Consider the following 23617-nt stretch of genomic DNA (forward strand, 5'->3'; position numbering starts at 1 on the left):
AGAACGTGTTCACGATCTCGCGAGCTAAGGCGAGACAAGGCGAAAACGGCTGAGAAAGCGGAATGTACGGTTGGTACATGAGCATTTCGAAGCCGTTTTCAACGCCGTATCGCCGACGCGCAGCAGATCGTAAACAGGTTCTGACGTCAAACTGCTGTTTGAGTGCTCGGTAATGTACCGTAACTGGAACCGCTCGCAAAGAAGTCCGCTGCAAACTGCCGCCGTCGCCGGAGTGGGGAAGGCGGCGCGCCGGTTTTCTTTTTCAATGGAATAGGTTACAATCGCGTCGGTTAGGGATGGGCGTTTCGCCCATTTTTTATTTGTGGAAAAAGCAATGGATGTTCGTTTGCTGCTGGAAAACACCCTGCCGGGTCTCGGCTATGAGTTGGTCGACTTTGAAATGACCCCAGGGGGCGGTTTTCGCGTTTTTATCGACAAGCCGGGTGGCATCACCGTGGAAGACTGCGTCCAGGTGAGCAATCACTTTACCCGCCTTTTCATGGTCGAGAACATCGACTACGAGCGACTCGAAGTGTCTTCGCCGGGCTTGGACCGTCCGCTGAAGAAAGAGGCTGATTTCGTCCGCTTCGCTGGAAAGCTTGCCAAGATCAAGACGCGCATGCCGATCGAGCAGCAGAAGAAATTTACCGGTCGTCTTGCCGGGGTCGAGGAAGACTCTGTGAAGCTGGATGTGGATGGCCGCATCGTGGCGATTCCGTTTGCCAATATCGACAAGGCCAGGCTAGAGCCTGAGTTTTGATGTCTGGACGGCCATAAAGCCACGCAAAAGGACAAAAATCGGAGAGGAATGAATGAGTCGCGAGATTTTGTTGCTGGTGGATGCCCTGGCGAGCGAAAAGAATGTCAGCAAGGATGTGGTGTTCTCCGCCCTTGAAATGGCGCTTGCCTCGGCAACCAAGAAAAAATTTACCGATGACGAGATGGACGTGCGCGTCGAAATCGATCGTCACAGCGGTCAGTACCAGACCTTCCGCCGCTGGCTGGTGGTGGAAGACGAGCTGCTGGAATCGGAAAGCAAGGAAATCGGCTTGGTCGACGCTCGTGAGCGCGATCCGCGCATAGAGCTGGGCGCTTACATCGAAGAGTCGATGGAGGCCGTGGAGTTTGGCCGCATCGGCGCGCAAACCGCCAAGCAAGTGATTCTGCAGCGCATTCGCGACGCCGAGCGCGAACAGTTGCTGAACGAGTTCCTGCAGCGCCGCGAGCACCTGGTGACCGGCACCATCAAGCGCATCGAACGCGGCAACGCCATCGTCGAATGCGGCAAGCTGGAAGCGGTGCTGCCGCGCGATCAGATGATCCCCAAGGAAAACCTGCGCGTGGGCGACCGCGTCAAGGCTTTCCTGTTGCGCATCGATCGCCTGGGCCGCGGCCCGCAGCTGGTGCTGTCGCGCACCTCTCCGGAGTTCCTGACCAAGCTGTTCGAACTGGAAGTGCCGGAAATCGACGAAGGCCTGCTGGAAATCAAGGCCGCCGTGCGTGATTCGGGGATGCGCGCCAAGATCGCCGTCAAGGCCAATGACGCCCGCATCGATCCGCAAGGCACCTGCATCGGCATGCGCGGTTCGCGCGTGCAGTCGGTCAGCCAGGAGTTGGGCGGCGAACGCATCGACATCGTGCTGTGGGCGCCGGAACCGGCTCAGTTCGTGATCAACGCGCTGTCGCCGGCTGAAGTCAGCCGCATCATGGTGGACGAAGACAACCACAGCATGGACGTGGTGGTGGAAGAGGAACAGCTGGCGCTGGCCATCGGCCGTAGCGGCCAGAACGTCAAGCTGGCCGCCGAGTTGACCGGCTGGTACCTCAACATCATGACCGTTGCCGAGGCAGAAGAAAAACACCAGGCGGAAGATGCCGCTGTCCGCGATCTGTTCGTGAACGCCCTGGGCGTGAGCGAGGATGTCGCCGCCGTACTGGTGCAAGAAGGCTTCGCCGCTTTGGAAGAAGTGGCGTATGTGCCGATTGCGGAAATGCTGGAAATTGAAGGGTTTGATGAGGAGCTGGTCAACGACCTGCGCAGCCGCGCGCGTGACGCTCTTTTGACACAGGCTATTGCGTCCGAAGAAAAAGTGGAAAGCGTTTCCGATGGCCTGCGCGATATCGAGGGCCTGGACGCCGAGCTGGTTCGCAAGCTGGCCGATGGCGGCGTGATCACCCGCGACGACCTGGCCGACCTGGCCGTGGACGATCTGGTGGACATGACCGGCATGGAGGCCGAGACCGCCCGCGCCGTCATCATGAAGGCGCGCGAGCACTGGTTCGACCAGTAAGGCCTGTCCGGAAAGAATTTACAGAATTTGGGAAGACGCATGGTTTTGACAAACGTAAAACAATTTGCCAGTGAGCTGAACCTCACACCGGAACGCCTGCTGGAACAGCTGGGCGCGGCCGGCGTGAGCAAGCGCTCGCCGGATGACGCGCTATCCGCGCAAGACAAGTCCCAGCTTCTTGACTATCTGAAGCGCTCCCATGGCGCGCGCGACGAAGAGTCGCGCATTGCGCTGACGCGCAAGTCCACCAGCGAGATCAAGACCGCCGACGGCAGCACCGTCAAGGTTGAGACTCGCAAGAAGCGCTTCGTGGTGCGTCCGGAAGACGCCGCAGCCGCTCAGCCGGCCGCAGCGGAATCCCGCCCGGCCGAGCCGGTGAAGGCGCCGGAACCGGCGCCCGCGCCTGCTCCGCAAGTCGTGGAAGCCAAGCCCGAGCCTAAGCCGCCGGTGGTGGAAGCCAAGCCTGAGCCGAAACCCGAGCCCAAGCCGCAAGCCGCGGCCGCCAAGCCGGAAGCCAAGCCTGCGGCGGAAGCTCCGCGCCAGGAAGCGGCCAAGCCGGCCGCTCCGGCGCCGCGCCCGACCGTGGCCTCCATCCTGAGCCCGGAAGAAATCGCCGCTCGCGAAGCCGAGGAAAAGCGTCAAGCCGCTTTCCGCGCGCGTCAAGAAGCGCTGATGCGCGAAAAGATCGAGCGCGAAGAGCGCCGTCAGGCCGCGCGCCAGGCCGCGCTGCAGCCGCCGCCGCCGCCGGCTCCCGAGCCGGTGCGCGCCGCTGAACCGGCCCGCCGCGATGAGCCGCGCCGCGACGACCGTCGTCCGGCCGGCGACAACCGTGGCCCGCGTCCGGCAGGCGACAACCGTGGTCCGCGTCCGGCAGGCGACAACCGTGGCCCGCGCCCGGCAGGCGACAACCGTGGTCCGCGTCCGGCTGGCGACAACCGTGGCCCGCGCCCGGCTGGCGACAACCGCGGTCCGCGTCCGGCTACGGCTGGCGCGCCCGGCGCGCCGGCGGTGCCGGCCACCGTGGCCGGCCGTCCCGACGCCAAGAAGGGCGGCAGCGGTAACAAGAAGGGTGGCGATCGCTGGGATGACAACAAGAAGGGTGGCCGCGGTCTGAAGACCAAGGGCGGCGACGCCGGCAATGATTGGAAATCCCGTGGCGGCAAGAACCGTCACAAGCAGAACAATCAGCACGCCTTCCAGGCGCCGACCGAGCCCATCGTGCATGAAGTGCTGGTGCCGGAAACCATTTCCGTCGCCGACCTGGCGCACAAGATGGCCGTCAAGGCCGTCGAGGTGATCAAGGCGCTGATGAAGATGGGCATGATGGTGACCATCAACCAGGTGCTGGATCAGGAAACCGCGATGATCGTGGTGGAAGAGATGGGCCACGTGCCGAAGGCGGCTCAGGCTGACGATCCGGAAGCCTATCTGGAACTGAGCGGCGGCGAATCCGCAGTGGAAGCGGTGGAACTGCCGCGCTCCCCGGTGGTGACCGTGATGGGTCACGTCGACCACGGCAAGACCTCGTTGCTGGACTACATACGCCGCGCCAAGGTCGCTGCGGGCGAAGCCGGCGGCATTACCCAGCATATTGGTGCTTACCACGTGGAAACCCCGCGCGGCATGATCACCTTCCTGGATACCCCGGGTCACGAAGCGTTTACCGCGATGCGTGCCCGTGGCGCCAAGGCCACCGACATCGTGGTGCTGGTGGTGGCGGCCGACGACGGCGTGATGCCGCAGACCATCGAAGCCATTCACCATGCCAAAGCGGCCAAGGTGCCGATGGTGGTGGCGGTCAACAAGATCGACAAGCAGGGCGCCAACGTAGAGCGCATCCGCCAGGAACTGGTATCGCATGAAGTGGTGCCGGAAGACTGGGGCGGCGACACCCAGTTCGTCGAAGTGTCGGCCAAGATGGGCCTGAACATCGACGCGCTGCTGGAAGCCATTCTGCTGCAAGCCGAAGTGCTGGAGCTGAAGGCTCCGGTGGATGCGCCGGCCAAGGGCATCATCGTCGAGGCCCGCCTCGACAAGGGCCGCGGCCCGGTGGCCACGCTGCTGGTACAGTCCGGCACCCTGAAGAAGGGCGACGTGGTACTGGCTGGCACCGCTTTTGGCCGTGTCCGCGCGATGATGGACGAAAACGGCAAGGCCATCGAATCCGCCGGTCCGGCGATTCCGGTGGAAATCCTGGGTCTGTCCGACGTGCCGCAAGCCGGCGAAGACGCGATGGTGCTGACCGACGAGAAGAAGGCGCGTGAAATCGCCCTGTTCCGCGCCGGCAAGTTCCGCGACGTGCGTCTGGCCAAGCAGCAAGCGGCCAAGCTGGAGAATATGTTCGCGCAGATGGCGGAGGGCGAGGTGCAAACCCTGTCCATCATCATCAAGGCCGACATGCAAGGTTCCTACGAAGCGCTGGCCGGCAGCTTGCAAAAGCTGTCCACCGACGAAGTACGCGTGGGCATCCTGCACTCCGGCGTGGGTGGCATCTCGGAATCCGACGTCAACCTGGCGATCGCTTCCAAGGCCATCGTGATCGGCTTCAACACCCGTGCCGACGCCGCCGCCCGCAAGCTGGCGGAGAGCGAAGGCGTGGACATCCGCTACTACAACATCATCTATGATGCTGTGGACGAAGTGAAAGCGGCGTTGTCCGGCATGCTGGCTCCGGAGAAGAAAGAACAGATCCTGGGCACGGTGGAAATCCGTCAGGTGATTCCGGTGTCCAAGGTGGGCAATATCGCGGGTTGCATGGTGACCGACGGCATGATCAAGCGTACCGCTTCGATCCGTCTGATCCGCAACCACGTGGTGGTGCATACCGGCGAACTGGACTCCTTGAAGCGCTTCAAGGACGACGTGAAGGAAGTGAAGCAGGGCTACGAATGCGGCCTGATGCTGAAAAACTTCAACGACATCCAGGAAGGCGACCAACTGGAAGCGTTCGAAATCGTGGAAGTGGCGCGTTCCCTGTAAGCGGGACGCCAGGGGCGGGTGCCGGTCTGACCGTGAGGTCGGCGGGCGCTCGCCTTTTTTAATTTTGCCGCGAAAACCACGAAATGACATGGCGGCCCGGGCCGTGCCATTTCGTGGATTTCGTGGTCTGAGCGGCGGCGACGCCGCGTAAAGTTGATTGGAAGTGATATGGCAAAAGCCAAAAAAGGTTTCTCCCGTTCCGACCGCATCGCCGAGCAGATTCAGCGCGAGCTGGCGGAACTGACCCGCAAGGGCCTGAAGGACCCGCGCGCCGGTTGGATCACCATCACCCTGGTGCAAGTGACCCGCGATTATTCGCACGCCAAGGTGTTCTACACCGTGATGGACGAGAAAACCCGCGAAGCGACGCAGGAAGCGCTGGAAAGCTCCGCCGGCTATCTGCGCTCCGAACTGGGCCGCAGCATCAAGATCTTCACCACGCCGCAGCTGCACTTCGTCTACGACGAATCGGTGGAGCGCGGCATGCATATGACCAGCCTGATCAATCAGGTGGCGCGCGAGGACGCCGAGAAGTTCGGCGTTCAGGAAGCCGCATCCGGCGAGGATGGCGCCGAGGGCAAGGAATGAGCAAGCCGCGCAGCAATCGCCGCCCGATAGATGGCGTGCTGCTGATAGACAAGCCCTACGACATCTCCAGCAACGGCGCGCTGCAGAAGGCGCGCTGGCTGCTGAACGCCGCCAAGGCCGGCCATACCGGCGTGCTGGACCCGCTGGCCACCGGCCTGCTGCCGGTGTGCCTGGGCGAGGCCACCAAGTTTTCGTCTTATCTGCTGGACGCGGACAAGGGTTATCGCGCCACGGTGAAGTTCGGCGTGGTCACCACCACCGGCGATGTCGAGGGCGAGGTGGTGTCCGAGCGCCCGGTCGTGTTCGACCGCGAGGGCCTGCTGGCGGCGATGGAGGCGTTCCGCGGCGAAATCTCCCAGGTGCCGCCGATGTATTCGGCGCTCAAGCATCAGGGCAAGCCGCTCTACGAGTACGCGCGCGCCGGCATCGAGATCGAGCGCGAAGCGCGGCGGGTGCATATCCGCAAGTTGGAGTTGATCAGCCTGGATGGAGACAGCGCGGTGATCGAGGTGCTGTGCAGCAAGGGCACTTATATCCGCACCCTGGCCTGCGACATCGGCGAAGCCTTGGGCTGTGGCGCGCATCTGACCGGTTTGCGCCGTACCGCCACCGGCGGCTTCACGCTGGACGAGGCCTTGCAACTGGCGGATATCGAAGCGCTGGAGATGCCGCAGCGCGAGGCCTTGCTGCTGCCGGCCGACATCTTGGTGCGCCATCTGCCCGAGGCGGAATTGGTGGCCGAGGAGGCCGGGCGTTTCATGCACGGACAGCCCGTGCGTTTTACCGAAAAATGTGCGAAAATGCAGCGTTTCCGGATTTACCGCGAGGGAAGCCGGGAATTCTTGGGGCTGGGCGAGGCGCGCGACGATGGTCGCCTGCATCCGATCCGGCTCCTGGCGAGCAAGGCGGAGACGTCTTGAACGCCGGCGGCCCTAGGGCCGCGTACCGGAGTGTTGATGGGTTGCGAGGGTTTCGGCCTTGGCTGCTCGCTGCACTTGTCGGGTTGAAAAACCCCTACTGATAATTTGGAGTTACCCCAAATGGCAATGACCGCCGCTCAAAAAGCAGACATCGTTAAAGACTTCCAGCGCAGCGAAGGCGACACCGGTTCGTCCGAAGTGCAAGTGGCTCTGTTGACCGCTCGCATCAACGACCTGACCCCGCACTTCAAAGCCAACACCAAGGATCACCACAGCCGTCGTGGTCTGTTGAAGCTGGTTAGCCGTCGTCGTCGTCTGCTGGACTACCTGAAGCGCACCGATGCCGATAGCTATCGCGCATTGATCGCCCGTCTGGGTCTGCGCAAGTAAGGTTGGGTTTTGGAAAAGTCGCAGCGTGCTGCGACTTTTTCATGCCACATCAAGATCGCGAGCATTACTGCTGTAACAACGGGGGGAGCCTCTAAAAATTCGGATCGATATGCTTTGGTCAGAATTTTTAGGGGTTCCCGTTGTTTTTTTAGCTTGCGATTATTTGTCACACACAAAAGATTAGGGAAACCCTGTGTTCAATAAAATCACCAAGTCTTTCCAATACGGCCGTCACACCGTGACCGTGGAAACCGGCGAAGTCGCGCGTCAGGCGTCCGGCTCCGTCATCGTCTCCGTTGAAGACACCGTGGTGCTGGTCTCCGTGGTTGGCGGCAAGAACGTCAAGCCGGGCCAGGACTTCTTCCCGCTGACCGTGGACTACCTGGAGCGCACCTACGCCGCCGGCAAGATCCCGGGCGGCTTCTTCAAGCGCGAAGGCAAGCAGTCCGAGAAGGAAGTGCTGACCAGCCGCCTGATCGACCGTCCGATCCGTCCGCTGTTCCCGGAAGGCTTCTTCCATGACGTGCAAATCGTCGCCACCGTGATGTCGCTGAACCCGGAAGTGGATTCCGACATCCCGGCGATGATCGGCGCTTCCGCCGCTCTGGCCATCTCCGGCCTGCCGTTCGCCGGCCCGATCGGCGCCGCCCGCGTTGGTTACGCCAATGGCGAATACATCCTGAACCCGACTCGCACCGAACTGGCCACCTCCGAAATGGATCTGGTGGTTGCCGGTACCGAGCGCGCGGTGCTGATGGTGGAATCCGAAGCCAAGGAACTGCCGGAAGCCGTGATGCTGGGCGCCGTGGTGTTTGGTCACGAGCAAATGCAAGCCGCGATCAAGGCCATCAACGAACTGGCCGACGAAGTGAACCCGGTGATGTTCGACTGGGCCGCTCCGGTCGCCAATGAAGAACTGATCGCCCAAGTGCGCGCCATCGCCGGCGAGCAACTGGCCAACGCCTTCCGCCTGCGCCAGAAGCAAGCCCGCACCGTGGCGATCAACGAAGCCTGGGACGCGGTCAAGTCCGGCCTGATCAACGAAAACACCGACACCCTGAAGGCCAATGAGATCAAGGGCATCTTCAAGGGTCTGGAAGCCGAGATCGTTCGCGGTCAGATCCTGGCCGGCGACGCGCGCATCGACGGTCGCGACACCCGCACCGTGCGCCCGATCAGCATCCGCAACAACGTGCTGCCGCGCACCCACGGTTCCGCGCTGTTCACCCGTGGCGAAACCCAGGCCATGGTGGTGACCACGCTGGGCACCAAGCAGGACGAGCAGATCATCGACGCGCTGGCCGGTGAATACACCGAGCGCTTCATGCTGCACTACAACTTCCCGCCGTATTCCACCGGTGAAGCCGGCCGCATGGGCCCGCCGAAGCGCCGTGAAATCGGCCACGGCCGTCTGGCCAAGCGCGCGCTGGTTGCCGTGCTGCCGCCGGAATCGGAATTCGGTTACTCGATGCGCGTGGTGTCGGAAATCACCGAGTCCAACGGTTCTTCCTCCATGGCTTCGGTATGTGGCGGCTGCCTGTCGCTGCTGTCCGCTGGCGTGCCGCTGAAGGCGCACGTGGCCGGCATCGCCATGGGTCTGATCCTGGAAGGCAACCGCTTCGCGGTGCTGACCGACATCCTGGGCGATGAAGATCATCTGGGCGACATGGACTTCAAAGTGGCCGGTACCGCCGCAGGCGTGACCGCGCTGCAGATGGACATCAAGATCCAGGGCATCACCAAGGAAATCATGCAGGTGGCGCTGGATCAGGCCAAAGAAGGCCGCATGCACATCCTGGGTCTGATGAAGGAAGCCGTGGAAGGCCCGCAAGAGCTGTCCGCCCACGCTCCGCGTCTGTACGTGATGAAGATCAACCCGGACAAGATCCGCGAAGTGATCGGCAAGGGCGGCGAAACCATCCGCTCCATCACCAAGGACACCGGCTGCGAGATCAATATCGAGGAAGATGGCACCATCACCATCGCTTCGGTCAGCAACGAAGGCGCGGAAGCCGCCAAGAAGCGCATCGAAGAGATCACTGTTGAAGTGGAAGTGGGCAAGGTGTACGAAGGCACCGTGGTCAAGATCCTCGACAACAATGTCGGCGCCATCGTCTCCATCCTGCCGGGCAAGGATGGCCTGGTCCACATTTCCCAGATCGCCAACGAGCGCATCAAGAACGTGGCCGACTATCTGAAAGAAGGCCAGGTTGTGAAGGTCAAGGCCATCGAAATGGACGATCGCGGCCGCATCCGCCTGTCCATCAAGGCCCTGCTGGAAGAAGAAGCGAAAACCGCGCAAGCGACTGCCGATTCCTTCGGCCTGAAGGCCCAGTAAATCAGCCTGAGTGCCGCTCCACTCCGGAGCGGCTACCGGCTAGCATCCCCCCCTGCCAAGGCAGGGGGTTTTTTACGACTGCGAGTTGAGCGTGATGGATGAAACGCGTATCGAGTTCAGCGGCGGCAAGGTGCTGCTGCTGATCATCGCCGCCCTGGCTTTTGTCGTGATCGGCTATTCCATGTGGACTGCGCCGGACACGGAGATCAGCCTGATCCGGCGTTATGGTGCTGGAGGCGTGGCAATGGCCTTCTTCGGCGCTGCCTGCTTGCTTGGTCTGCGGCAATGTCTGCAGAACAAGCCGGCGCTGGTTTTCAACGCGCAGGGGCTGTGGGATCGCTCCAGTCAGATCGCCGTTGGGCTTATCGTCTGGACGGATATCGTCGGCTGGGAAGTCTCGGCGGTGCGCGGTCAGAAGTTTTTGATCATAAAGGTGAGAACACCGGGCAAGTATCTGAGCCAGCTGGGACCCGTGGCGCGGCTATTCGGCCATTTCAATTTCATATGCTATGGCAGTCCGATCGCCATTGCGTCCGGTGCTGTGCAAGCAAGCTTCGACGAGCTGCTAGCCTTGGTCGAGCGATATCATCGATGCTACGGCTCGGGTGCCGCCGCCCGGTGCTAGTCATCGCTATGCGCGCCGAGCGCTGCCGCGGCTCGGCGCTTTCCATGGGCAGTATTCAGGGCTGGGCCGGCTTGATCGCCATGCCGCGCGCCAGCAGCCTGGCGCTGTCGCGACACCAGTCGTCGATCAGGCTTTCCAGGCTCTCCAGCTTGACCGCCTCGCCGCGCTGGAGGCTCTTGTCGCTCTTGCGCAGATTGACGCTGCCGGCCAGCAGCTTGCCGCTATTGGCGTCTTCCAGCTGTGCCATGCTGCCCACCTTGGTCAGATAGGGCTCCTTGCCGGCGGCCAGCCGGCCCAGATTGAACACCGCCTTGATCGGCAGGATGTCCAGCGGCTCCACCCCCGGCCGTTCCTGAGCCATGCCGGTGACGGCCACGCGCAGGCGGGCGCTGTCCGGCAGCGCCTCGCGGCTGACCGGGATGCCGACCTTGTGCAACTCCTCGGTCATCCGCCGCTGGAAATAGGCGGCGATGCGGTTTTCCTCGCCGCTCTGCAGTAATTGCCAATCGCCGTCAGCCTGGTGGCGCATGAAATACAGCGGCTCCACCACGATGGATTTGTAAGCGCTTAGTTGCGCGTCCGGCGCGCGGTACAGCCGTTGCGAGGCGTTGCGCTCAGAGGCCTTGAACGCGGTCAGCGGCAAGCTGAACAAGGTTTGCGGGGCCGCGGCGTCCTGGGCCAGGGCGGGCAGGGCGGCCAGTAATAGCAGGCCAAGCGTGAGGGTTTTGCGCATGATGCGCTCCTGTTAGAGGTTGTGCGGGCGCGCCATCCGCGCGCAGCGGCGGATCTGGCGGCAACCGCGGCTAGACCGCCGGCATCGCGCAGGCGTTCCCCGGCTTCACAGATCTTTGCATTCCACCATCATCATGCTAGCAGCCGGCAGCGGCGGCGCGCGATTTTGATCTTGAGCATTGAATACCACATTAATACCAGTTAGCCTGTGCCCACGGTGGCATGCGGATGACGAATGGGAGACGCGGCGGGGGAGGCTCCGTCGCGAGGCGCGCCACGCAAATCGCAGAGGTGAGCATGAGGACGAAACAACTATTGGCGGCGGGCCTGTTGTCGGCCAGCGCGCTGGCTTGGGCGCAGCCGGATGTCGCGGCGCTGGCGCGGGACCTGTCTCTGGCGGTGGCGGTGGACAGCAATAAGGGCGCGGCCGCCGGCGCGCGCTGCGTGGAACTGGGCGCGGACTGGGGCAGTTGCCTGCAAGGGCGGCTGATCCTGCAAAACCATGGTCAGTCCGCGGTCCCGGCCAAGGACTGGACCTTGTACCTGCACAGCATCCGACGTTTGCTGCAGCTGGACAGCCCGGACTTCGAGCTGAGCCATCTGACCGGAGACTTGTATCGGCTGACGCCCAAGCCCGGCTTCGCCGGCATCGCCGCCGGCGCCAAGCTGGAGCTGCCCTTGGTGGCCGAGTACTGGATGTTGCACAACAGCGACGTGCTGCCGCGGCCTTATCTGGTGGCCGATGGCCAGGCGCCGGCGGTGCTGGCGCGCAATGATGATGATGACGCCAGCTATCTGCTGCCGCTGCCGGGCGATGAATGGAAGTCGCCGGCGGGCGAGGCGCGGCCCTTGATGGACACCGCCGAGCGCTATCGCGAATTCGCGCGCCGCGGCCCGCAACTGGCCGCCGCCGATGTGGCCGCGCGTGTGATTCCCGCCGCGCTGCGCGTCAAGCCGGACGGCGGCAAGGCGGCGGTGAACGGGCTGAGCTGGCGGCTGCCGGCGCTGGCCCCGGACGCGCGCGCGGCGCTGGCGCAGCGCGGCCATCAATTGGGCCTGGCCGATCAGGGCCTGCCGGTCAGCGGCGCCGTGGTCAAGGACTTGCCGGCCGATATCGCCGTCGCCGGCGGTTACCGCCTGCGAGTGACGCGCGGCGGCGCGCGCGTGGACGCGCATGACGCCGCCGGCCTGTTCTACGGCGCGCAGACCCTGCTGGGCCTGATACCGCAGGGTGGCGGCGAGATCCCGACGCTGACGCTGGAGGACGCGCCGCGCTACGAGCACCGCGGCTTCATGGTGGACGTGGCGCGCAATTTCCGTCAGCCGGCCACGCTCAAGCGCCTGATCGAGCAGATGGCCGCCTACAAGCTCAACAAGCTGCATCTGCATCTGTCTGACGACGAAGGCTGGCGCTTGCAGATCAACGGCCTGCCGGAATTGACCGAGGTCGGCGCGCGCCGCTGTCACGACCTGAACGAGGATAGCTGCCTGCTGCCGCAACTGGGTTCCGGTCCGGACAATCGCTCCGGCGGCGGCTATCTGAGCCGCGAACAGTATGTGGAATTGCTGCGTTACGCCAAGGCGCGCTTCATCGAGGTGATTCCGGAAATCGACATGCCGGCGCATGCGCGCGCGGCGGTGATGGCGATGGAGCGGCGCTACCGCCATCTCCAGCAACTGGGCCAGCCGGAAGCGGCCTCCGCCTACCGGCTGATCGATCCGCAAGACCGTTCCAACACCTTGTCGGTGCAATTCTACGACCGCCACACCTATGTCAATCCCTGCGTGCCCGGCGTGCCGCGCTTCATCGACAAAGTGGTGTCGGAAGTGGCCGCCATGCATCGCGAGGCCGGCGCGCCGCTGGCGGTCTGGCATTTCGGCGGCGACGAGGCCAAGAACATACTGCTGGGCGGCGGCTTCCAGGATTTGTCCGGCCAGGACCCGGCCAAGGGCAAGATCAAGCTGGCGGAGCAGGACAAGCCCTGGGCGCGCTCGCCGGCCTGCCGCGCGTTGCTGGCGGAGCGGCCGGGGAAAACCACGGCCGATCTGCCCTTGCAGTTCGCCGAGGATGTCAGCCGCATCCTGGCGCGGCACGGTGTCGCCACGATGGGGGCTTGGCAGGACGGTTTGAAGGGCGCGAAATCGCCCAAGGACTTCGCCACTTCCAAGGTGATGGTCACAGAATGGGACGCCTTGTTCTGGGGCGCGGCCAAGGAGGCGCATGAGTTCGCCAACAAGGGTTTCCAGACCGTGCTGGCAATGCCGGATTATTTGTACTTCGACTTCCCTTATGAGCTGAACCCCAAGGAACGCGGCTATTACTGGGCCTCGCGCGCAACCGACAGCTACAAGGTGTTCAGCTTCGCGCCGGACAATCTGCCGCAGAACGCCGAGGTGATGACGGATCGCCAGGGCAAGGCCTTCGAAGTGCCCAGCGAGGCGGCGCCGGCGCGCTTCGCCGGCATCCAGGGCCAGGCCTGGAGCGAGGTGATGCGCAGCGACGCCCAGTTTGAATACATGGCCTATCCACGCTTGCTGGCATTGGCCGAGCGCGCCTGGCACCGCGCGGGCTGGGAACGGCCTTATCGCCAGGGCGAGCGTTATCAGCTGGGCGTCAGCCATCTGGTGGATCGCGCGGCCTTGAACCGGGATTGGCAGCAGTTCGCCGCGGTGCTGGGCTGGCGTGAGGCGGCCAAGCTGGAGCGCGCCGGCATCGGCCTGCGCATCGCGCCGCCGGGCCTGGCTAGCGGATCGGCCGCGGTGCTGACGGAATTCCCCGGCCAGGCGCTGCAGTTCTCGCCGGACGGGCACAACTGGACGCCATACCGGCCGGGCCAGGGTGCCGAGGCGCCTTATTGGTGCGGCGTCAGCGGCGATGGCGCGCGCTTTAGCCGGCAGGAGACGCGCGGCGGCGACTGAGCGCCGATGCGGACAAGGCAAGGACGCCCGGGCCGCTAGCCCGGGCGTTTTTCATCGCGGATCGCGGTTTCGACGTTGATAGGACAATAATATTGATCTATCTTGCTGATCTCGAAGCGCGCCGGAGGGCGGCGCTTACAGCCGGTTTGGGCACAGCTGGCGGCTGTAATGGATGTTGTCGGACAAAATTTATTGCGCTGTATCAAGGAATGTATACGCCGGTGTCGCAAACCGGATATGGATTTGCGACGGGCTTACCTTAGAATCATTGAAACTTCATGAAATCGTCGATAAAGCCGGCATCACGACTGGTCCTGGATTTTATGAGACGGATAAGAAACAACGATAGAGCAGGAAGGGAACCATCAAGATGAGCAATACTGTAACGCGCGCCGATTTCGACCAGGTCATGGTCCCCAATTACGGCCCGGCCGGCTTCATTCCGGTCAAGGGCCTGGGTTCCCGCGTATGGGACCAGAGCGGCCGCGAATTCATCGATTTCGCCGGCGGCATCGCCGTCAACTCGCTGGGCCATTGCCACCCGCAGCTGGTGGCGGCCTTGACCGAGCAGGCTTCCAAGCTGTGGCACGTGTCCAATGTGTTCACCAACGAGCCGGCCTTGAAGCTGGGCAAGCTGCTGACCGAGACCACCTTCGCCGAGCGCGTGTTCTTCTGCAACTCCGGCGCGGAAGCCAATGAAGCCGCGTTCAAGCTGGCGCGCAAATACGGCTCCGATCACTTCGGTCCGGAAAAGAACCAGATCCTGGCCTGCAAGAACTCCTTCCACGGCCGCACCCTGTTCACCGTCAGCGTCGGCGGCCAGCCCAAGTACACCGAAGGCTTCGGCCCGGTGCCGGGCGGCATCGCCCACTTCGAATACAACGACATCGCATCGCTGAAAGCGGCCATCTCCGACCAGACCTGTGCGGTGGTGATCGAACCCATCCAGGGCGAGGGCGGCGTGATGCCGGCCGACAAGGCCTTCCTGGAAGCCGCGCGCCAGTTGTGCGACCAGCACAATGCGTTGTTGGTGTTCGATGAAGTGCAAAGCGGCGTCGGCCGCACCGGCTCGCTGTTCGCCTATCAGGAATACGGCGTGACCCCGGACATCCTCAGCTCCGCCAAGGGCATAGGCGGCGGTTTCCCGATCGGCGCGATGCTGACCACCGAGAAAGTGGCCAAGAGCTTCGGCATCGGCACCCATGGCTCGACCTACGGCGGCAACCCGCTGGCCTGCGCGGTGGCGCACAAGGTGCTGGAACTGGTGAACGAACCGGCGGTGCTGGACGGCGTGCGCGCCAAGCACCAGCGCTTCGTCGACGGCCTGAACGCGATCAACGCCAAATACCAGGTGTTCAAGACCGTACGCGGCATGGGCCTGCTGCTGGGCTGCGTGCTGACCGACGCTTACGCCGGCCGCGCCAAGGAGTTCCTGAAAGCCGCTGAAAAGCAGGGCCTGATGTTGCTGGTGGCCGGTTTGAGCGTGGTGCGCCTGGCGCCGTCGCTGGTGATCGAGGATAAGGACATCGACGAAGGCCTGGCGCGTTTCGACGCGGCCATCGCCGAACTGACCTCCGCTCAATAAGGGCCGCGGCACTGATTCCGGGCGGCCGCCGGCCGTCCGTGCTCCAAGACACAATACCGTTATCCGCCCACGTTCCTGCCGCAGGCAGGCACGCGGGTATTGCTGCGCCGCGGTCCCGCCGCGGCCTGGCAGGATTTCAGCGATAGGGGAGATGTCCCATGCTTACCGTGCGTCCCGTCCGCACCTCCGATCTGCCCGCCATCGAACGCATGGCGGTGGCCAGCGGCATCGGCGTCACCAGCTTGCCCAATAACCGGGAAAAGCTGTTCGAGCGCATCCAGCAGTCCGTGTCCGCCTTCGAGCATGAAGCCATCGGCGATTCCGGCTGCGAATACTATATGTTCGTGCTGGAGGAAGACGGCCAGGTGCTGGGCACCGCGTCCATCAATGCTTCCGCCGGCTTCGACGAGCCCTTCTACAGCTACCGCAGCGAAATCTTCGTGCACGCCTCGCGCGCGCTGAAGGTCAACAACCGCGTGCATGTGCTGAATATGTGCCACGACCTGACCGGCATGGTGCAGCTGTGCGGCTTCTACGTGGACGGCCACCTGGAACCGCAGGCCGCCGAGCTGCTGTCGCGCGCGCGGCTGCTGTTCATCGCCAGCAAGCGCGAGCGCTTCGGCCGCCGCGTGATCGCGGAGATGCAGGGCATTCACGACGACGCCGGCCAATCACCGTTCTGGAACGCCATCGGCCGCCGTTTCTTCAATATGGATTTCCTGCAGGTGGAACAGGCCTTCGTCAGCCACAGCAAGACCTTCATCGCCGAACTGATGCCCAGCTACCCGATCTATGTGCCGCTGCTGCCGGACGAGGCGCAGCACGCGATCGGCCAGATCCACGCCAGCTTCGAGCGCTCTTGCCTGCTGCTGTGCAACGAGGGTTTCGAAGCCGACAACTATATCGACATCTTCGACGGCGGCGCGGTGCTCACCGCCGAGGTGGACCGGCTGAAAACGCTGGAAAACAGCCGCTGCTACCCGGTGGAAGTGCTGGCCAGCCTGCCGGAGCAGGCGCAGCCGCAGTTGTTGAGCAATCTGGAGTCCAGCGAGTTCGCCGCCGCGGTCTGTCGCGTGGCGGTGGTGGACGGCGTCGCCTTCATCAATCCCGACGCCGCCCGCGCGCTGGGCCTCGCCAGCGGCGGCCAGGTTCAAGTGGTTGGTTTGCAGCAGAAGGAGTCCGCAGCATGATGTTCATCCGCCCCGTAGCCCACAAGGACCTGGACGGCCTGATGAATCTGGCGCGCAGCGCCGGCGTCGGCCTGACCTCGCTGCCGGTCAACGAAGAGCGGCTGTCGCGCCGCATCGCCCGCTCGGTGCTGTCTTTCGCCGGCGAGCTGGACAAGGCCGACCAAGGCTATGTCTTCGTGATGGAAGACGGCGCCAGCGGCGCCATCGCCGGCATTTGCGCGCTGGAAGCCGCGGTGGGTCTGAAGGAGCCGTGGTACAACTACCGCGTCGGCACCATCGTCCACGCCTCGGAGGAACTGGGCGTCTATTCGCGTCACGACACCTTGTTCCTGTCCAACGACCACACCGGCTATTCCGAGCTGTGCACGCTGTTCCTGCACCCGGACTACCGCGCCAACCGCAACGGAGGCCTGTTGTCCAAGAGCCGCTTCCTGTTCCTGGCGCAGTTCCCGCAGCTGTTCGGCAAGCTGGTGGTGGCCGAGATGCGCGGCGTGTCCGACGAAGAAGGTCGCTCGCCGTTCTGGGAAGGCCTGGGCCGCCATTTCTTCTCCATAGACTTCGCCCACGCCGATTACCTGACCGGCGTTGGTCAGAAGGCCTTCGTCGCCGAGCTGATGCCCAAGCACCCGGTCTATATCGATTTCCTGCCGCCGGAGGCGCAGGCGGTGATCGGCCAGACTCATGAAAACACCCGCCCGGCGGTGGCGATGCTGGAATCCGAAGGCTTCCGCTACGAGGGCTATGTCGACATCTTCGACGCCGGTCCGACGGTGCAGACCTATACCAGCGAAATCCGCGCGGTGAAGGAAAGCGCGGCGGTCGTGGCGCGGCTGGCGGACCCGCTGCCGGAAGGCGACAAAAACTTCTACCTGGTATCCAACGACTCGCTGGCCGGCTTCCGCGCCATCCTGGCCGAGACGCTGGCGCCCACCCATGAAATCCTGCTGACGCCGGAACAGGCGCAGGCGCTGAACGTGGAAGAGGGCGGCCATCTGCGCTGCGTCGCGCTCTACCCCAAGGAGAATGCATAGTGAGCAGCTTATTCATCAATGGACAATGGCAGGAAGGCGCCGGCGCGGCGCTGAGCAAAACCAATCCGGCCGACAATAGCCCGCTATGGCAGGGCCGCGCCGCCGACGCCGCCCAGGTGGACGCCGCCGTGGCCGCCGGCCGCGCCGCGTTCAAGCACTGGGCGCGCACGCCGCTGGACGCGCGCGTGGCGGTGGCCAAGCGCTTCGGCGAACTCTTGAGCGCCAACAAGGACGCGCTGGCCCGCGTGATTGCCCAGGAAACCGGCAAGCCGCTGTGGGAGGCGCAGACCGAAGTCACCACCATGGTCAACAAGGTGGACATCTCGCTGAAGTCCTACCACGAGCGCACCGGCGAACGCGCCGCCGCCATGGGCGACGCCCAGGCGGTGCTGCGCCACAAGCCGCACGGCGTGGTGGCGGTGTTCGGCCCCTACAACTTCCCCGGCCACCTGCCCAACGGCCACATCGTGCCGGCGCTCTTGGCCGGCAACGCGGTGATCTTCAAGCCGTCCGAACTGACGCCGTGGACGGCGCAGGAAACCGTGCGCTTGTGGGCCGAAGCCGGCCTGCCGGCCGGCGTGATCGCGCTGCTGCAAGGCGCGCGCGACACCGGCGCGGCGCTGGCCGGCCACGCCGGCATCGACGGCCTGTTCTTCACCGGCAGCTCCGCCACCGGCGCGCTGCTGCACAAGAACTTCGCCGGCCACCCGGACAAGATCCTGGCGCTGGAAATGGGCGGCAACAATCCGCTGATCGTGGAAGGGGTTCAGGACATCGACGCCGCCGTCCACCACATCGTCCAGTCCGCCTTCGTCTCCGCCGGCCAGCGCTGCACCTGCGCGCGCCGGCTGCTGGTGCCGCAGGGCGCCTGGGGCGACGCGCTGCTGGCGCGGCTGGTGGAGGTGACGGCCAAGCTGCGCGTCGGCAAATACGACGCCGAACCGGCGCCCTTCATGGGCGCGGTGATTTCCAGCGCCGCCGCCGAGGCGTTGCTGCAAGCCCAGGCCGCGATGTTGGCGGCCGGCGGCAAGGCGCTGCTGGAAATGCGCCGCTTGACGCCGGACGCGGCGCTGTTGAGCCCGGGCATCATCGACACCACCGCCGCCGCGCGGCCGGACGAGGAATACTTCGGCCCGTTGCTGCAAGTGATACGCTACGCCGATTTCGATCAGGCTATCGCCATCGCCAACGACACCCGCTTCGGCCTGGCCGGCGGCGTGCTGTCCGACGAGCGCGCGCTGTACGAACGCTATCTGCTGGAAAGCCGCGCCGGCGTGGTGAACTGGAACAAGCCCTTGACCGGCGCGTCCAGCGCCGCGCCCTTCGGCGGCGTCGGCGCCTCCGGCAACCATCGCGCCAGCGCCTATTACGCCGCCGACTACTGCGCCTACCCGGTGGCCTCGCTGGAATGCGACAGCCTGACCGTGCCGGCGCAGCTGTCTCCCGGCATGGTGTTTTAAGAGCACCCCCTCTCTCCAACCCCTCTCCCGCAAGGGGAGAGGGACTGAAAGCTGAGTGCGACGCCAGTTCATTCGTGCAGTAAGCGCGGGCGGTGCGGTTTTCTCCCCTCTCCCCTCGTGGGAGAGGGGCGGGGGAGAGGGGGCGTGTAGTCAACGCAAAAGAGTTAGGTGGCGAGAAGGGGCCAGATGGCCGTCCCGCCATTCAGATGGATTGAGGCAAGGGAGCATTCTCCAAATGAACGCCTATGAAGTGAATTTCGACGGCTTGGTCGGCCCGACGCACAATTACAGCGGCCTGTCCTTCGGCAATGTGGCGTCCACCAGCAATGTCAGCGCCGCGTCCAACCCCAAGCTGGCCGCCAAGCAGGGTCTGGCCAAGATGAAGGCCTTGCATGATCTGGGCTTCAAGCAGGGCGTGCTGGCCCCGCACGAGCGTCCGGACGTGGCCAGCCTGCGTCTGCTGGGCTTTGGCGGCAGCGACGCCGAGGTGGTGGCGCGCGCAGCCAAGGAAGCGCCGGCCATCCTGGCCGCGGCCAGCTCGGCCTCCTGCATGTGGACCGCCAACGCCGCCACCGTCAGCCCGTCCGGCGACACCGCCGACGGCCGCGTGCATTTCACCCCGGCCAATCTGAACAATAAATTCCACCGTTCGATCGAGCATCCGACCACGGGCCGGCTGCTGCGGGCGATGTTCGCCGACGAGTCCCGCTTCGCCGTGCATCCGGCGCTGCCGGCGCAGATGCACTTCGGCGACGAGGGCGCGGCCAACCACACCCGTTTCTGCGCCGAGTACGACGGCGCGGGGGTGGAGTTCTTCGTGTTCGGCGCGGCGGCTTTCGACGCGCGCTATCCCAAGCCGGCCAAGTTCCCGGCGCGCCAGACCCTGGAAGCCTGCCAGGCGGTGGCGCGGCTGCACGGCCTGAGCGCGGAGCGCGTGGTTTACGCGCAGCAGGACCCGGACATCATAGACGCCGGCGTGTTCCACAACGACGTGATCTCGGTGGGTAACCGCCAAGTGCTGTTCCATCACGAGAAATCCTTTGTCGACCAGCACAAGGTACTGGCCGAGCTGAGCGCCAAGCTGGCAGCCGCAGGCGGCCGCTTCGTCTCGGTGGAGGTGCCGGCGGCGGAGGTCAGCGTCGAGGAGGCGGTGAAGAGCTATCTGTTCAACAGCCAGCTACTGTCCAAGCCGGACGGCAAGATGATCATCGTGGTGCCGGAAGAGTGCCGCAATCAGCCGCGCGTCTGGGCCTACCTTGGCAAGCTGGCCGCCAGCGGCGGTCCCATCGACGAGGTCAAGGTGTTCGATCTCAAGCAAAGCATGCAGAACGGCGGCGGTCCCGCCTGCCTGCGGCTGCGCGTGGCGCTGTCGGCGGCGGAAATCGCCGCGGTCAACCCCAAGGTGCTGATGAGCGACGCGCTGTTCGCCACGCTCAACGGCTGGGTGGATCGCCATTATCGCGACCGCCTGAGCAGCGAAGACCTGGCCGATCCGCAGCTGCTGATCGAAAGCCGCACCGCGCTGGACGAGTTGAGCGGCATCCTGGGCCTGGGTTCGGTGTACCCCTTCCAGCTGGCTTGAGCCAGTATCGCGACTACCTGATTACAAGTCAGGTGCTCTAGCAACACAGGCCGGGATTCCCGGCCTGTTTCGCATTTTCCTCCCTGGGCGCCGTCCAGGCGCTTGCCTCATTGGCGTCATGCAGACACCTTGCCTTCTGCCATTAACTGTCCTGATTGCTGGCATCAGTTTGTCTAAGATCAACTATTTTTGATTTTTAATGTCATTTGACATGATAAAAATCACATGATAGCTTGAATGACATTGGAATATATCAATAGCTACAGCTGGTTTGGCGCAGCATGAAAACCATGGTGGAACCGGGTTTTCGGCGCTGCCGCCAGCCTGGCGCCGCCGGCGAAGCGGGCAGGGCCGGCGCTTGAATCTTGAGTGTGTGACGAAGGGGCGCCGCCTGCGGCGTTTTTGCAACTGAATGCGGCCTGTCCTTTAGTACTGGCCGGACTCAGGGCGGTGGATTTCATGCCGGCGCGGGCACAGGCCCGGCCTCGGCGATGCTTTGGCGGTTTTGTGGTTGCTGTTCATTGCGAATGAGAGTGTCGGTTGGCTTTTCTGCTGCTGCGATACGCGGTTCATCGCGGCTCCTTTTATCTTGCAAGTACACTTCAAGTGCCAATACATCATGAAATATCACTGCATCGGCATCGGCAGCGGGCCATCCAATCTCAGCGTGGCCTCGCTCTTGCATGGTCAGCATGACATCAAGAGCATTTTCTTCGAGCAGAAACCGGCGTTCTCCTGGCATGACGGCATGATGATTCCAGGCGCGGGGCTGCAGGTTTCCTTGTTCAAGGATTTGGTCACGCTGGCCGATCCCACCAATCGATTCTCTTTTGTGTCCTATCTGCATCAACATGGCAGATTGCTGCAGTTTCTCAACGCGCGTTTCGATCAGGTTTCGCGGCTTGAATTCCGCGATTACTTGAAATGGGCGGCGGAGAACAATGCCAATATCTGCTTTGGCGAGCGGGTGCTGGAGGTCGATTTCGACGGCGGCGCCTTCGTGGTGCAAACCACGAAGCGGCGCGTGCTGGGCGACAACGTGGTCGTCGGCGTCGGCATCGTGCCGGATGTGCCGGACTTCGCGCGCGCCTGCCTCAACGACAGCACGCATTTCCACGTCAATGAGTTCGCCGCCAAGGCCGGTGTCACCGCGGGCAAGCGCGTGCTGGTCATCGGCGGCGGGCAGTCCGGCGCCGAAGTGGTGCTGGAGATGCTGCGCCGTGGCGGCGGCCAGGCGCCGGCGGCGCTGAGTTGGTTGTCGCGCCGGGAGAATTATTTCCCGCTCGACGATTCCCCCTTCACCAACGATTTGTACACGCCCACGCACTCCAACTATTTTTACGAGCAGGACGAGGGCTTCCGCCGCGCATTCATCAAGCGCAATCTGCTCAGCAGCGACGGCATTTCCGAGTGCACCCTGCGCAGCATCTACCAGCAGATCTATTCGCTGCGCTTCATCGAGCGCGCCCCGATCGAAATCAGCCTGCTGCCCTTCCGCGAAGTGCGCGCCATCACTCAGGACGGCGAGCGCTGGTCCATCGCCGCCAGCCATCTGGGCGCCAACAAGCCCGAGACACTGGCAGCCGACGTGGTGATCTGGGCCAGCGGTTTCAAGCCGGCGCCGACGCCCTTCCTGCAGCCGCTGCGGGAGCGTCTGGAGCTGGAGGGCGAGGAAATCGCCGTCGACCGCGATTACGCGGCGCTGGGCAAACTGCCGCGCAATCGCAGCCTGTTCATCCTGAACGGCATCCGCCAGCAGCGCGGCCTGGCCGATCCCAATCTCAGCCTGACCGCGTGGCGCAGCCAGATCGTGATCCAGCGCATGCTGGATGTGCCGCGCGTCGCTCATCTGGACGCCGCCTTCGTGTCCTGGGCGCCGCTGGCGGCGGCGCGCGCGACCAGCCGCCAGCCGAGGAGGGAATGGGCATGACCGGGCCCCGCATCGTCATCATCGGCGGCGGCATCCTGGGCTGCACCGTGGCGGCACGGCTGCTGGAATGCGAGCCGCGTGCGCGGCTCAGCCTGGTGGACCAGGGCTTGATCGGCGGCGGGGCGTCGATGTATTCCGCCGGCGTGCATTTTCCGGTGGGCCGCTCCGAGCGGGTGCGCAGATTGAGCGGCGCGAGCGCGGATTACTACCAGACGCTGCATGCGCGTCATCCGCAGCTGCCCATGCACGGCTTCGACTTCTTCGTCGCCGCCGGCGCGGCCGACGCCGAGCAGGTGCGCGCTCGTTGCGCCGGCCTGCGGCCCTTGTCGGCGGAGGAGAGGCGGCAGGTGATGCCGGAGCTGCCCTATGGCCAGGAAGTATGGCGGATGCCGGACTGCCATGCGATGGATGTGCAGGGGCTGGCGCAATGGTATGCGCGGCGTTTGCGCGAGCGCGCCGAGTTGCTGGAAGGCGTCGGCGTCGAAGCCATCCGCGAGCATGCCGACGGCGTCAGCGTGCTGCTGTCCAGCGGCCACAGCCTCGCCGCCGACGCCGTGGTGCTCTGTCCCGGACCGTGGGCGAATGAGGGCTGTTGGCGCGAGCTGACCGCCACGCTCGATATCCGCGTCAAGAAAGTGGTGGCCCTGCATCTGCAGCGCCCGCCGGAACATGGGCATGCGCTGTTTTTCCCTGTCGAGGACGCTTTCCTGGCGCCGCTGCCGCAGCGCGGACACTGGCTGTTCAGCTACACCTGCCAGCAGTGGGATGTGACGCCGGACAGATGCCGGCAGGCCAGGGTGGAGGCGCGCGAGATCGACGAAGCCCGCGAGGCGCTGCGCGGCATCGCGCCGGCGCTGGCGCAGCAGCTGGGCTCCGGTAGGGTGTTCTGCGATGCCTACAGCCCAAGCCGGGAGCCGCTGGTGCAATTCGTCGGCCGCCATCAACGCATTCTGTTTGCCGGAGCGGGCAATGGCTCCGGATACCGGCTGGCGCCCGGCATCGCCGCGGAAGCGCTCGCCTTGCTCAACCACGCTCTCACCACAGGATAGTTGAGACC

The 23617-nt window shown here is 64.2% G+C and carries 17 protein-coding genes; 16 read left to right on the plus strand and 1 reads right to left on the minus strand.

Features of this window, described 5'->3' with window-relative positions:
* The first annotated feature begins 334 nt into the window (after nt 1–334).
* The 8 genes from rimP (at nt 335) to VI26_RS07470 (ending at nt 10131) form a co-directional block, all read left to right on the plus strand.
* Nucleotides 335–760: a ribosome maturation factor RimP gene (gene rimP, locus VI26_RS07435; protein ID WP_048409119.1), complete on the plus strand. Its 426-nt coding sequence runs from the start codon at nt 335–337 to the stop codon at nt 758–760.
* A 52-nt stretch (nt 761–812) separates the two neighbouring features.
* A complete protein-coding gene (gene nusA / locus VI26_RS07440; RefSeq protein WP_048409120.1) occupies nt 813–2291 on the plus strand; it encodes a transcription termination factor NusA in 1479 nt (492 codons plus the stop codon).
* A gap of 39 nt (nt 2292–2330) precedes the next feature.
* Nucleotides 2331–5270: a translation initiation factor IF-2 gene (gene infB, locus VI26_RS07445; protein ID WP_048409121.1), complete on the plus strand. Its 2940-nt coding sequence runs from the start codon at nt 2331–2333 to the stop codon at nt 5268–5270.
* Nucleotides 5271–5438: 168 nt separating this feature from the next.
* Nucleotides 5439–5858 (plus strand): 30S ribosome-binding factor RbfA, encoded by a 420-nt coding sequence (gene rbfA / locus VI26_RS07450; RefSeq protein WP_048409122.1) that lies wholly within the window; start codon nt 5439–5441, stop codon nt 5856–5858.
* Nucleotides 5855–6778 (plus strand): tRNA pseudouridine(55) synthase TruB, encoded by a 924-nt coding sequence (truB, locus tag VI26_RS07455; RefSeq protein ID WP_048409123.1) that lies wholly within the window; start codon nt 5855–5857, stop codon nt 6776–6778. Before rbfA ends, truB begins: the two co-directional genes overlap by 4 nt.
* A gap of 120 nt (nt 6779–6898) precedes the next feature.
* Complete coding sequence (gene rpsO / locus VI26_RS07460; RefSeq protein WP_019104449.1) at nt 6899–7168, plus strand: 30S ribosomal protein S15; 270 nt, start codon at nt 6899–6901, stop codon at nt 7166–7168.
* 193 nt (nt 7169–7361) lie between these two features.
* Nucleotides 7362–9506 (plus strand): polyribonucleotide nucleotidyltransferase, encoded by a 2145-nt coding sequence (gene pnp / locus VI26_RS07465; protein WP_048409124.1) that lies wholly within the window; start codon nt 7362–7364, stop codon nt 9504–9506.
* Between the two features lie 94 nt (nt 9507–9600).
* On the plus strand, nt 9601–10131 hold the full coding sequence (locus VI26_RS07470) for an STM3941 family protein (protein WP_048409125.1): 531 nt from the start codon (nt 9601–9603) through the stop codon (nt 10129–10131).
* Between the two features lie 55 nt (nt 10132–10186).
* On the opposite strand, the gene VI26_RS07475 is transcribed toward VI26_RS07470, so the two are convergent.
* A complete protein-coding gene (locus VI26_RS07475; protein ID WP_053074302.1) occupies nt 10187–10864 on the minus strand; it encodes a DUF3313 domain-containing protein in 678 nt (225 codons plus the stop codon).
* A gap of 296 nt (nt 10865–11160) precedes the next feature.
* Between VI26_RS07475 and VI26_RS07480 the strand changes: the two genes are divergently transcribed.
* From VI26_RS07480 to VI26_RS07515, 8 genes are all read left to right on the plus strand, one after another.
* On the plus strand, nt 11161–13782 hold the full coding sequence (locus VI26_RS07480; protein ID WP_048409126.1) for a family 20 glycosylhydrolase: 2622 nt from the start codon (nt 11161–11163) through the stop codon (nt 13780–13782).
* Nucleotides 13783–14152: 370 nt separating this feature from the next.
* A complete protein-coding gene (locus VI26_RS07485) occupies nt 14153–15367 on the plus strand; it encodes an aspartate aminotransferase family protein (protein WP_048409127.1) in 1215 nt (404 codons plus the stop codon).
* Between the two features lie 158 nt (nt 15368–15525).
* Entirely contained in the window at nt 15526–16557 is a 1032-nt protein-coding gene (gene aruF, locus VI26_RS07490) for an arginine/ornithine succinyltransferase subunit alpha (protein WP_048409128.1), read from the plus strand.
* Complete coding sequence (gene astA / locus VI26_RS07495; protein ID WP_048409129.1) at nt 16554–17588, plus strand: arginine N-succinyltransferase; 1035 nt, start codon at nt 16554–16556, stop codon at nt 17586–17588. Before aruF ends, astA begins: the two co-directional genes overlap by 4 nt.
* Entirely contained in the window at nt 17588–19048 is a 1461-nt protein-coding gene (gene astD, locus VI26_RS07500) for a succinylglutamate-semialdehyde dehydrogenase (RefSeq protein WP_048409130.1), read from the plus strand. The genes astA and astD overlap by 1 nt, the downstream gene beginning before the upstream one ends.
* A 235-nt stretch (nt 19049–19283) precedes the next feature.
* On the plus strand, nt 19284–20630 hold the full coding sequence (astB, locus tag VI26_RS07505; protein ID WP_048409131.1) for an N-succinylarginine dihydrolase: 1347 nt from the start codon (nt 19284–19286) through the stop codon (nt 20628–20630).
* 619 nt (nt 20631–21249) lie between these two features.
* The gene (locus VI26_RS07510) at nt 21250–22560 is read left to right on the plus strand and encodes a lysine N(6)-hydroxylase/L-ornithine N(5)-oxygenase family protein (RefSeq protein ID WP_048409132.1); all 1311 of its coding nucleotides are present in this window, start codon (nt 21250–21252) and stop codon (nt 22558–22560) included.
* Entirely contained in the window at nt 22557–23609 is a 1053-nt protein-coding gene (locus VI26_RS07515) for an FAD-binding oxidoreductase (protein WP_048409217.1), read from the plus strand. Before VI26_RS07510 ends, VI26_RS07515 begins: the two co-directional genes overlap by 4 nt.
* Nucleotides 23610–23617 lie beyond the last annotated feature (8 nt).

The sequence above is a fragment of the Chromobacterium sp. LK1 genome, from assembly GCF_001043555.1.
In the GTDB taxonomy this organism is placed as follows: Bacteria; Pseudomonadota; Gammaproteobacteria; order Burkholderiales; family Chromobacteriaceae; genus Chromobacterium; species Chromobacterium aquaticum.